We start from the raw sequence: 11,442 nt of genomic DNA, 5'->3' as shown, positions 1-11,442 counted from the left end.
GCAGAGCCGGCACTGCTGGCAAAGGAAACCCTTAAGCTGCGCAATGGATATAGCGAGAGGCGGCCATCAATGCCCATTACCAAAGCAACCCCAACAAACACACAATTGGTTCGCGGCTTCCAACCTTACAAGGAAACTAAGGGCGAGGAATACATGAGCGAGCAGATGCGCGCTCATTTCACTGCCATCCTCAACAAGTGGAAGAAAGAGTTGATGGAAGAGGTCGATCGTACCGTGCATCACATGCAGGACGAAGCGGCCAACTTCCCTGACCCTGCCGATCGTGCCAGCCAGGAAGAAGAATTCAGCCTTGAGCTGCGCGCTCGTGACCGAGAACGCAAACTGATCAAAAAAATCGATGAAACCCTCCAGTTGATCGAAGACAACGAATATGGCTGGTGCGATTCCTGCGGCGTCGAGATCGGTATCCGTCGCCTGGAGGCTCGCCCTACCGCAACGCTTTGCATCGATTGCAAGACGCTGGCGGAAATCAAGGAAAAGCAGATAGGTTCATGACCGGAACGAAACGGGGCGCCAGCTCGCCCCGTTTCATTCCCGGGCTTTACCGCCTCGTTCACTTCCCGAGCCGATTCCGGCATGTCTTTCCCGCACGCTCGATCTGACCGCTACATCGGACGCTTCGCGCCAACCCCGAGCGGCTACCTGCATTTCGGCTCCCTGGTCGCCGCCCTGGCCTCCTTTCTCGACGCTCGCGCTGCTGGCGGGAGCTGGCTGGTACGCATGGAAGACCTGGACCCACCGCGCGAAGTACCTGGAGCCCAGGATGCAATCCTGCACACGCTGGAAGGCTACGGGCTGGAGTGGGACGGCGAAGTTGTCCGACAGAGTTCGCGCCAGGCGCAATACGCGCAAGCCATCGAATACCTGCTGGAACAAGGGCTGGCCTACCCCTGCGCCTGTTCCCGCAGACAACTGAAAGCCTATCCCGGCCCTTATCCCGGCTTTTGCCGCGAAGCAGGACGCGACCGGCAAAATGCCGCTATCCGTGTGCGCGCGCCGCATCTTTATTACCGCTTTACCGACCGCGTTCAGGGTGAATATACCCAGCAGTTGGGCCAGGACGTCGGTGATTTCATCATTTGCCGTCGCGATGGTCTGCTTGCCTACCAACTGGCTGTGGTTCTGGACGACGCCTGGCAAGGAGTGACCGATATCGTGCGGGGCGCCGATCTGCTCGACTCGACGCCACGCCAGCTTTATCTGCAGGAACTCATGGGGTTGCTGCACCCCCGCTATCTGCATGTGCCGTTGATCATCCAGCCGGACGGCCACAAGCTGGGCAAGAGCTACCGCTCTCCCCCGTTACGGCCCGAGGAAGCCGCACCGCTGCTACTGCGAGCCCTGCGCACACTCGGCCAGCAACCGCCGGCCGAGCTGCACCAAGCGTTGCCCGCCGATATTCTTGCCTGGGCCATTAGCCACTGGACGGCAGAACGCATTCCCCGGCGCCAAAGCCTCGCCGAAGCGCAACTACGCTGAACCCAGCGAGAGAAAAACCGCCGGACAGTGGTCGCCATCGATATCCTCCGCTACCATCCCCGCACTTATCTGCGGAGAACGCCGGCATGTACATCTACCGCCTGGTATTGATCCTGGTTGTGGGCATCTATTTGTTTTCCCCGGCGATCATGGACCTGTGGATCGCTCCCGACGGCGCCTGGTATCGCCCCTACCTGCTCTGGCTGATCCTGATCGTAGTGACCTTCATCCTGCAGAGCAGAAGCGATGCTGACCAGCTTTAGCCTCAGTCATCTGCTGCTGATCAGCGCCCTTTACCTGTTCATCCTCTTCAGTATCGCCTGGGTAACCGAACGCGGCCTGATCCCTACCTGGATCGTCCGCAATCCCCTGACCTATACCCTCTCGCTTGGTGTCTACGCCAGTGCCTGGGCCTTCTATGGCACAGTGGGCCTGGCCTATCAATATGGTTACGGTTACCTGGCGACCTATCTGGGTGTCAGCGGCGCCTTTCTGCTCGGACCGGTGCTGCTTCATCCGATCCTGCGCCTGACCCGAACCTACCAGCTCTCATCGCTGGCTGACTTGTTCGCCTTCCGCTTCCGCAGCCCCTGGAGCGGTTCCCTGACTACGCTCGTGATGCTGATTGGCATGCTGCCGCTGCTGGCCCTGCAAATCCAGGCGGTAGCCGACACCGTCGGCATCATGACTCTCGAACCGCAACCCGAACGCATATCGCTGGTTTACTGCATGCTGATCATGCTGTTCACCATGCTCTTCGGGGCCCGGCACATTGCCTCCCAGGAAAAGCACGAAGGGCTGGTCCTGGCCATCGCCTTCGAATCGCTGGTCAAGCTGATCGCCCTGATAGTGATCGGCCTGTATGCACTATTTGCAGTATTCGACGGCTCCAGCCAACTGGAGCTCTGGCTGCAGCAGAACCAGAGCGCCTTGGCCGCCTTGCATACCCCGCTGCAGGAAGGTCCCTGGCGCACCATGCTGCTGGTATTTTTTTCCGCAGCCCTGGTGACACCGCACATGTATCACATGGCATTCACCGAAAGTATCGGCTCCAATGGCATGGTCACCGCCAGTTGGGGCCTGCCGCTATACCTGTTGCTGATGAGCCTGGCGGTTCCCCTGATCCTCTGGAGCGGGCTGAAGCTCGATGTCGCCACGCCTCCGGAATATTTCACCCTGGGCCTGGGGCTGGCGGTCAACAGCGAACCCCTTGCCTTGCTGGCCTTCATTGGCGGGCTTTCCGCCTCCAGTGGTCTGATCATCGTCAGCACCCTGGCGCTTTCCGGGATGGTGCTCAATCATCTGGTGCTGCCGCTCTACCAGCCCCCCGTCGAAGGCAACATCTATCGCTGGCTGAAATGGACCCGGCGCGGGCTGATCTTCGCCATCATCATGGCCGGATATGGTTTCTACCGGCTGCTCGACGGCCGGCACGATCTCACCAGCCTGGGCAGCGTAGCCTATGTCGGTACACTGCAATTTCTGCCAGGTGTGCTCTCCACCCTGTATTGGCCCACGGCAAACCGGCGCGGCTATATCGCCGGCCTGCTGGTCGGTATCAGTATCTGGATTTTCTGCATGCTCATGCCCCTGATCAAAGGGCATGAAGTGCTGTACCTGCCGCTGCTCAACCGCATTTATGTACTGGATGAAAATACCCTGCATATGGCCGCGGTGGCTTCACTGGCCATCAACGTACTGGTGTTCTCGCTGGTTTCCCTGTTCACCCGCTCAACTCCCGAGGAGATCCGTGCCGCCGAAGCCTGCGCAGTGGAAAACATGCGCCTGCCACAGCGGCGCGAACTGGTTGCCGTCTCGCCGCAGGAATTCACTGAGCAACTGGCCAAGCCATTGGGCGCGGCAACAGCGCAAAAAGAAGTCGGAAAAGCCCTGCGCGAGCTACGCCTGCCGTTCAACGAACAGCGACCTTATGCCCTGCGCCGCCTGCGCGACCGTGTCGAAGCCAACCTGTCCGGCCTGATGGGACCGAGCATCGCCCAGGATATCGTCAAGAATTTTCTTCCCTACAAAGACACCACCGAAGGCTTCGTCAGCGAGGATATCCACTTCATCGAAAATCGTATCGAAGATTACAAATTGAGGCTTACCGGCCTGGCAGCCGAACTCGATACCTTGCGCCGCTATCATCGGCAAACACTGCAAGAGTTGCCGATGGGCGTCTGTTCGCTGGCCAAGGACCAGGAAATCCTCATGTGGAATCGGGCCATGGAAGAACTTACGGAGATTTCTGCGCAAGAAGTGGTCGGTTCACGCCTGTCGGCCATCGGCCAACCCTGGATGAGTATGTTTGAAAATTTCATCCATCAACAGGATGAGCATCTACACAAACAACGCCTGCCGCTCGATGGCAAGCCACGCTGGCTGAATCTGCACAAGGCTGCCATCGACGAGCCACTGGCCCCTGGCAATGCCGGGCTGGTGCTGCTGGTAGAAGACTGTACCGAAGTCCAGGTTCTGGAAGATTATCTGATCCACTCCGAACGCCTGGCCAGCATCGGCCGCCTGGCCGCAGGTGTGGCTCATGAAATCGGCAACCCGGTTACCGGCATTGCCTGTCTGGCGCAGAACCTGCGCGAAGAGCACGAAGCGGATAAGGAAATCAGCGAAACCAGCAACCAGATCATCGAGCAAACCAAGCGCATCACCAAGATCGTCCAGTCTCTGATGAGCTTTGCCCATGCCGGACCACACCATCAACAGCACTATCCGGTCAGCCTGTCAGCCATCGCCCAGGACGCCATCGCCTTGCTCTCGCTCAACCGCCAGGGTACCGAAGTATGCTTCATCAACCTGTGCGATCCGACTCATGTGGCCGAAGGCGATCCGCAGCGGCTGGCTCAGGTACTGATCAACCTTATATCGAATGCCCGTGACGCATCGCCTGCCGGAGGCGTCATTCGCGTGAGGAGCGAAGAGAAGGACCAGATGGTCCAGCTGATTGTCGAGGACGAAGGCAGCGGCATTCCGCAGACTATCCGGGCTCGTCTGTTCGAGCCGTTCTTTACCACCAAAGACCCTGGCAAAGGGACCGGGCTGGGCCTTGCACTGGTCTATTCCATCGTGGAAGAGCATCATGGCCGCGTCGACATTGAAAGCCCGATCGATCCGGAAAACCAGCTTGGTACCCGCATCCGGATCAGTTTGCCGCGGCATATCGACGCGACACCCGCTACGGGTTGAAGACCGTCGCAGGTCATCCGCTCCCGAAGAGGTCGAGAGAGTTTCCGATGCCACATATCCTGCTTGTCGAAGACGAACCAATCATCCGCTCCGCTTTGCGCCGCCTGCTGGAACGCAACCAATACCAGATCAGCGAGGCCGGCTCAGTACAAGAAGCCCTGGACAGCTACAGCATCCCGGACTTCGACCTGATCATCAGTGACCTGCGCCTGCCTGGTGCCACCGGCACCGATCTGATCGAACATGCCCAAGGCAAACCGGTCCTGATCATGACCAGCTATGCCAGCCTGCGCTCGGCCGTGGACTCGATGAGAATGGGCGCGGTGGACTATATCGCCAAGCCATTCGACCACGACGAAATGCTGCAGATGATCGCCAGGATCCTGCATGACCACAAAGCCGCAGCGGCGCCTGTAACCGTACCGGAAGCAAACCTAGATAGTCGGGTAAACCACAGCGATCTCGGCATCATCGGCTGCTGCCCGGCCATGCAGGACCTGTTCAACAAGATTCGCAAGGTTGCGCCAACCGACTCCAACGTACTGGTGCTGGGCGAATCCGGTACCGGCAAGGAACTGGTCGCTCGGGCTTTGCACAACCTTTCCCGGCGCAATAAGAAACCGATGATTTCAGTCAACTGCGCAGCCATTCCCGAAACCCTGATCGAGTCCGAACTCTTCGGTCATGAAAAGGGCGCGTTCACTGGCGCCAGCAGCACACGTACCGGCCTGGTGGAAGCGGCAGATGGTGGCACCCTGTTTCTCGATGAAATCGGCGAATTGCCGCTGGAAGCCCAGGCACGCCTGCTTCGGGTACTGCAGGAAGGCGAGATTCGCCGGGTTGGCTCGGTCCAGTCACAAAAAGTCAATGTACGCCTGGTAGCGGCAACCCATCGCGATCTGAAAACCCTGGCCAAAACCGGACAGTTCCGGGAAGACCTTTATTACCGCCTGAACGTCATTGCCCTGAAACTCCCACCTCTGCGCGAGCGCGACAGTGACGTCCTGGAAATCGCCGAAGCCTTCCTGGAGCGCCAGAACAGCCAACAGGAAACCGGCAGGCTACACTTTTCCCGGGAAGCCAAGCGAGCCATTCTCAGCTACACATGGCCAGGTAATGTGCGCGAACTGGAAAATGCCGTCGAGCGCGCGACCATCCTGAGCGAGAAACCGGAAATCGATGCCGAATACCTGGGTATCGACATCGACTTGAATGCCATGGACGCTACATCCTTCGATGAACTCCCACTGGCGAATTTCTCGGCAGAATCGGATCACTGTCCCGAATCGCCCGAAGACCTTTCGCTGGAAGATTATTTCCAGCACTTCGTCCTGGAGCATCAGGATCGCATGACCGAAACGGAGTTGGCCCGCAAACTGGGTATCAGCCGCAAATGCTTGTGGGAGCGCCGCCAACGCCTGGGCATCCCCAGGCGCAAGACCAGTATCGAGTAACAGGTCGAAAACTGTTACCGCCAGGAAACGATGAGTAACAACATCTACACCAAGCGAGTTTATCGGTAACGAAACACTTCACAAAATCATCAGAAAAAAATCTTAAAAAATCATAACAGCATGAATTAAAAAGATTTTTAAAAGTTGGCACAGCAGATGCTTTATATCTTCGTACAACAACGATAACAACCAGAACTCATAACAAGAACAAAACGTAACGGCTCTAGCAGAACAACAACAAGACGGCAGAGACGAAGCTAACTGATTCTTTTGGAGAGGAGTTGCCAAGCTGCACCAGCAGCACCACCAGGCAGAGAACAACAAAAACTGCACAAGCAGAAGCCCGAACTGGTTGGAAAAGGTAACATCAGCGGCCAAAGGTATCCGTTTGCTCTTGGCTCCCAGTGAAGGAGCATATCCCGAAAAGCGTTGGCTCAAGGGACGGCCCTAAAACAAAAACAATAGGTCCGATCAATAATAATAAAAGCACGCAACATTACTTAAGAGGGAGCTTCGGCTCCCTCTGCTGCGTCATGTCTACTATTGCTTTTTCCATTCCGCTCATTTTTCTCTTCTTTACCAGTGCTAGAATTCAGTCAACCGAGTTCTGGTCAAGATGAGATGCCTAGCTTCCCAGCGTTCGGGATCTACAGTACCCAGCCGACCACTTGCAGATTGAATTCAACCATGCCGGCCACTCCACCCCTCGCACAGAATCCCTCATGCTGAAAAAGCTGTTCCAGTCCCTTCGCCTGCCATTGAGCCGCCTGCCACATCAGCGCCGAGCGCCTGACATCCTCACGGCCCGACAACATTCGCTAAAGCGTCAAGACATCAGCCGACACGCTGTCAACGTAGTGGAGCGGCTCCAAAAGGCCGGTTACCAAGCCTATGTGGTGGGCGGCTGCGTGCGGGATTTGCTACTGCACATAGAACCCAAGGATTACGATGTTGCCACCAGTGCAACACCGGAGCAGGTACGGGCGGAATTTCGCAATGCCCGGGTCATAGGCCGGCGCTTCAAGTTGGTACATGTCCATTTCGGCCGTGAAATCATCGAGGTGGCCACCTTCCGGGCCGATCATCCATTGGACGACGATGATGACCATCAAGCATCACGCAACCAGAATGGCCGGATACTGCGCGACAATATCTATGGCTCGCTGGAAGACGATGCACAGCGCCGGGATTTCACCATCAATGCGCTCTACTACGATCCATCCAGTGAGCGAATTCTGGATCACACCCACGGCGTTCATGACATCCGCAACCGCTTGATCCGGCTTATCGGTAGTCCAGAACAACGCTACCAGGAAGATCCGGTACGAATGCTGCGTGCCATCCGCTTCGCGGCCAAACTGGATTTCGACCTGGAACACCATAGTGCCGAGCCAATCCGCCATCTGGCACATCTACTCAAAGAAATCCCTGCGGCACGCCTGTTCGATGAAACCATCAAATTGTTTTTGGGCGGCCAGGCAGAAGAAACCTTGGAACTGCTGTTGCATTACGATCTGTTCGCACCACTGTTCCCGGCTACTGCCGTAGCGCTTCGCCATAACCCGGACTATACGGGGCACCTGATCCGCCAGGCACTGATCAATACCGACGAGCGCATCGCGCAAGGCAAACCGGTCACCCCGGCCTTTCTGTTCGCCGCCCTGCTCTGGCCGGCGCTGCCAGCCCGAGTGCTGGAACTGCAGGATCGTGGCATTCCACCGATTCCCGCAATGCAGGAAGCCGCGCATGACCTGATCTGGGAACAATGCCAGCGCACCTCCATTCCCAAGCGCTTCACCATCCCTATGCGCGAGATCTGGGACATGCAGGAACGCTTGCCGCGTCGCCATGGGCGTCGTGCCGATCAACTGCTGGAAAACCCGCGCTTTCGTGCCGGATACGATTTTCTGCTGCTACGGGAAAGTGCCGGAGAGAAAACATCGGGTCTTGGCGACTGGTGGACGGACTATCAGGAAGCCACCGGTAGCGAACGGCGCGAGATGATTCGCAATCTTGACGACGAAGGCCGAAGCAATACGCGCAAACGCCGTCGCGGTGGCCGGCGACGCAACAGCAGCAAAGCCGCCCCACTTAGCGATGATTGAAACAGAACGCGTCTATGTCGGTCTTGGCAGCAATCTGTCCGAACCGATCAAGCAGCTAGGCGAGGCCTTGTGCGCTTTGCAGAAATTGCCGAATACCCGGTTGGTTGCCGTCTCCTCCTTTTATGCAAGCGATCCACTGGGGCCACCGGAACAGCCTCGCTACGTCAATGCAGTCGCTGCTCTCGCCACGACAATGCCTCCGCTGGGCCTGCTCGATGCCTTGCAGGACATCGAGCGCAACCAGGGCCGCGAACGCAAAGCCGAACGCTGGGGACCGCGCACACTGGACCTGGACATACTGCTGTTTGGCGACCGTCTGCTGAATGAGGCTCGGCTCAAGGTGCCCCATTATCACTTGCATGCCCGAGCCTTTGTGCTGTACCCGCTGGCAGAGCTGGCACCTGCCAGTCTGCGCCTGCCCGATGGACGTCGCTTGACCGATCTGCTCGCCGCCTGTCCCTTCAACGGCCTGGAAAAACTGGATTCAGTGTCAGTAGACAACAGGTAACACAGGTAACAGTAACAGCCGGGTAACAACACGGATTGACTTATCGCCAGAGCGTCAGGACCATAGGCCCCCGCCACGGTAATGCCCCGCTGTTTCGGCATTCCGAACGCTCGTATTTCATGCGAAACCGTTCGTTCATTGACACTTGCTGTCTGCCCGCAACCCACGACTCAATCCGAGGGCACCTCCATGCCAGACGTAACCCTGACCACCCTGCAGAGCCTGAAACAGAAAGGTGAAAAGATCGTCATGCTTACCAGCTACGATGCCATCTTCGCCAGGATCGCCTGTGCCGCAGGTGTCGAGGTATTGCTGATCGGCGATTCTCTGGGCATGGTCCTGCAGGGGCACGACAGCACGCTACCGGTCACAATCGCCGATATCGCTTACCATACAGCCAGCGTCAAGCGTGGCAATCAAGGCGCGCTGATCCTGGCTGACCTGCCATTCATGGCGGCAGCTACCGAAGAACGCATCCTGGCCAATTCGACAACTCTGATGCAGGCCGGCGCGCACATGGTCAAGGCGGAAGGCGGCGGCTGGCTGACTCCTTCCGTACGTCTGCTGGCTGAGCGCGGTATTCCCGTTTGCGTGCATCTGGGCCTGACTCCGCAGGCCGTGAATATTTTTGGCGGTTATAAAGTACAGGGCCGCCATGAAGCCCAGGCGAAAAAGATGCTGGAAGATGCCCAGGCACTGGAAGAAGCCGGTGCCGCCATGCTGCTGCTCGAATGCGTTCCCAGCGAGCTGGCGAACCGGATCACCCAGGCAGTCCGCATCCCCGTCATCGGTATCGGCGCAGGTGCAGGCACAGATGGCCAGGTACTGGTACTGCACGACATGCTGGGCCTCTCGCTAGGGAGCCATACGCCAAAATTCGTCAGGAATTTCATGCAGGATCAACATGATATTCCGGCAGCCATCGGCGCCTATGTCAAAGCAGTAAAATCTGGCGAATTTCCCGCCGTGGAGCATGGGTTCAACGCATGAAGACGATCAACACCATCAGCGAATTGCGCGCGGCCGTCGCCCAAGCCCGCCGTGAAAACAAGCGGATTGGTTTCGTACCCACCATGGGCAATCTGCATAGCGGCCATATCGCCCTGATCGGCACAGCCCTTGGGGAAGCCGATTTTGTGGTTGCCAGTATCTTTGTCAATCCACTGCAATTCGGCCCCCATGAAGACCTGAACAGTTATCCGCGAACCCTGGCTACCGACCAGGAAAAACTGCAAACCGCCGGTTGCCATCTCCTGTTCGCACCGAACGTGAACGAAATGTATCCACACGGCCAGGCCGACCAGACCCTGGTCACTGTACCCGGCGTGTCGGAAGGATTATGCGGGGGTAGTCGCCCAGGACATTTCACCGGCGTAGCCACGGTGGTTTGCAAGCTGTTCAACATGGTTCAGCCCGATCTTGCCGTCTTCGGCCAGAAGGATTTCCAGCAGTTGGCGGTGATTCGCAGCATGGTTCGTGACCTCAACCTGCCCATTCGGATCATCGGCAAGGCAACCATACGCGCCGAGGATGGCCTGGCATTGTCTTCGCGCAATGGCTACCTGACACCAGAGGAACGCCAGCGGGCACCAGCGCTATATGCCACCTTGAAGCGGATGGCCAACCAACTTCGCAGCGGCCAGCGAGATTATTCGACCTTGATCGATTCTGGACTGAATGAGCTACGCACAGCCGGCATGCGCCCCGACTATCTGGAGATCCGCGATGCGCAGACCCTGCGCCCGGCCGATGCCAATACCGTTCAACTGGCATTGCTTGCCGCAGCCTACCTGGGCACTACGCGCCTGATCGATAACCTGCAGGTAGATCTCGACGCTCCCAGTTGAAAGATCAATTCGCCCCGCATTCTTGATAGCCATCAAAGGTTCGGGCACATTCTGCGCGCTACACAGCCGGAGGAATTTCCACACATGCACGCCATTATGCTCAAGGCCAAACTGCATCGCGCCTTGGTGACCCACTCGGTGCTCGACTATGAAGGCTCCTGCGCCATCGATGGTGACTGGCTGGACCTGGCCGGCATTCGTGAATACGAGCAGATCCAGCTCTACAACGTCGATAACGGTGAGCGCTTCACGACCTACGCGATCCGCGGCGAAGAAGGTTCGCGAATCATTTCGGTCAACGGCGCTGCCGCACACAAGGCAGGTGTCGGCCAGCGCCTGATCATCTGCGCCTATGCCCACTACAGCGAGGCCGAGCTGGTCGACTTCAAACCGCGGATACTCTATATGGGGGCCGAGGGAGAGCTCAGCCATACCAGTAATGCCATCCCGGTTCAGCTTGCCTGACCTCGACTGAGCATGGCTCGGCTTTTCGTGTGTATACCCAGCTCATGTTGCGGAACACAACAACGAACGTGCTGATCAAAGCAGGGCCGATGGCATCAGGATGATTTATCACCGCTCCGGTAAAACCGAAGCGGCTTGCGTCTTATCTATTGAGACTCGACTATAACGGCGCGACTGTACCCTTTGGCCCGGTAACACGTGACACACCCGTTGCCACATGAGTTTCCCAGGCCTGCCAAGCAAAGGAAGCCCTTCTCCATGAGTTATTACCAGAATCCGCTCGACGTCACCGGCCTGCCCTCCTGGAAAGCCCTGCACGATCACCGCCAAAGCCTGCACCACTTCAGCATGCGCGAAGCCTT

At 57.7% G+C, this 11,442-nt stretch carries 10 protein-coding genes; all 10 read left to right on the top strand.

The window, feature by feature from the left end:
• The first annotated feature begins 69 nt into the window (after window positions 1-69).
• Window positions 70-516, top strand: a complete 447-nt coding sequence (dksA, locus tag FHR87_RS16300) for an RNA polymerase-binding protein DksA (protein WP_183167801.1) — start codon at window positions 70-72, stop codon at window positions 514-516.
• Between the two features lie 81 nt (window positions 517-597).
• Window positions 598-1,500 (top strand): tRNA glutamyl-Q(34) synthetase GluQRS, encoded by a 903-nt coding sequence (gluQRS, locus tag FHR87_RS16295; RefSeq protein WP_183167800.1) that lies wholly within the window; start codon window positions 598-600, stop codon window positions 1,498-1,500.
• An 86-nt stretch (window positions 1,501-1,586) separates the two neighbouring features.
• Window positions 1,587-1,763 carry a hypothetical protein gene (locus FHR87_RS16290; RefSeq protein ID WP_183167799.1) on the top strand — a complete coding sequence of 59 codons (177 nt, stop codon included), beginning with the start codon at window positions 1,587-1,589 and terminating at the stop codon, window positions 1,761-1,763.
• Window positions 1,747-4,701, top strand: coding sequence for a sensor histidine kinase (locus tag FHR87_RS16285; RefSeq protein WP_183167798.1), 2,955 nt, complete (start codon window positions 1,747-1,749; stop codon window positions 4,699-4,701). The genes FHR87_RS16290 and FHR87_RS16285 overlap by 17 nt, the downstream gene beginning before the upstream one ends.
• Before the next feature lie 47 nt (window positions 4,702-4,748).
• Window positions 4,749-6,155 (top strand): sigma-54-dependent transcriptional regulator, encoded by a 1,407-nt coding sequence (locus FHR87_RS16280; RefSeq protein ID WP_183167797.1) that lies wholly within the window; start codon window positions 4,749-4,751, stop codon window positions 6,153-6,155.
• A 722-nt stretch (window positions 6,156-6,877) separates the two neighbouring features.
• Complete coding sequence (locus FHR87_RS16275) at window positions 6,878-8,260, top strand: polynucleotide adenylyltransferase PcnB (RefSeq protein ID WP_183167796.1); 1,383 nt, start codon at window positions 6,878-6,880, stop codon at window positions 8,258-8,260.
• Window positions 8,253-8,768: a 2-amino-4-hydroxy-6-hydroxymethyldihydropteridine diphosphokinase gene (gene folK / locus FHR87_RS16270; RefSeq protein WP_183167795.1), complete on the top strand. Its 516-nt coding sequence runs from the start codon at window positions 8,253-8,255 to the stop codon at window positions 8,766-8,768. The genes FHR87_RS16275 and folK overlap by 8 nt, the downstream gene beginning before the upstream one ends.
• A gap of 189 nt (window positions 8,769-8,957) precedes the next feature.
• Complete coding sequence (panB, locus tag FHR87_RS16265; RefSeq protein ID WP_183167794.1) at window positions 8,958-9,758, top strand: 3-methyl-2-oxobutanoate hydroxymethyltransferase; 801 nt, start codon at window positions 8,958-8,960, stop codon at window positions 9,756-9,758.
• Entirely contained in the window at window positions 9,755-10,615 is an 861-nt protein-coding gene (gene panC / locus FHR87_RS16260; protein ID WP_183167793.1) for a pantoate--beta-alanine ligase, read from the top strand. Before panB ends, panC begins: the two co-directional genes overlap by 4 nt.
• Window positions 10,616-10,699: 84 nt before the next feature.
• A complete protein-coding gene (gene panD / locus FHR87_RS16255) occupies window positions 10,700-11,080 on the top strand; it encodes an aspartate 1-decarboxylase (protein WP_183167792.1) in 381 nt (126 codons plus the stop codon).
• The last annotated feature ends 362 nt before the right edge of the window (window positions 11,081-11,442 follow it).

The sequence above is a fragment of the Azomonas macrocytogenes genome, assembly GCF_014191985.1.
In the GTDB taxonomy this organism is placed as follows: Bacteria; Pseudomonadota; Gammaproteobacteria; order Pseudomonadales; family Pseudomonadaceae; genus Azomonas; species Azomonas macrocytogenes.
This window is presented reverse-complemented; position numbering and strand designations above follow the sequence as displayed.

Excerpts from the sequence above, each read along its gene's own strand:
- FHR87_RS16275 (WP_183167796.1), top strand. The coding sequence starts at position 6,878 with ATGCTGAAAAAGCTGTTCCAGTCCCTTCGCCTGCCATTGAGCCGCCTG.
- FHR87_RS16280 (WP_183167797.1), top strand. The coding sequence starts at position 4,749 with ATGCCACATATCCTGCTTGTCGAAGACGAACCAATCATCCGCTCCGCT.
- FHR87_RS16290 (WP_183167799.1), top strand. The coding sequence starts at position 1,587 with ATGTACATCTACCGCCTGGTATTGATCCTGGTTGTGGGCATCTATTTG.
- FHR87_RS16285 (WP_183167798.1), top strand. The coding sequence starts at position 1,747 with ATGCTGACCAGCTTTAGCCTCAGTCATCTGCTGCTGATCAGCGCCCTT.
- dksA (WP_183167801.1), top strand. The coding sequence starts at position 70 with ATGCCCATTACCAAAGCAACCCCAACAAACACACAATTGGTTCGCGGC.
- panB (WP_183167794.1), top strand. The coding sequence starts at position 8,958 with ATGCCAGACGTAACCCTGACCACCCTGCAGAGCCTGAAACAGAAAGGT.
- gluQRS (WP_183167800.1), top strand. The coding sequence starts at position 598 with ATGTCTTTCCCGCACGCTCGATCTGACCGCTACATCGGACGCTTCGCG.
- panC (WP_183167793.1), top strand. The coding sequence starts at position 9,755 with ATGAAGACGATCAACACCATCAGCGAATTGCGCGCGGCCGTCGCCCAA.
- folK (WP_183167795.1), top strand. The coding sequence starts at position 8,253 with ATGATTGAAACAGAACGCGTCTATGTCGGTCTTGGCAGCAATCTGTCC.
- panD (WP_183167792.1), top strand. The coding sequence starts at position 10,700 with ATGCACGCCATTATGCTCAAGGCCAAACTGCATCGCGCCTTGGTGACC.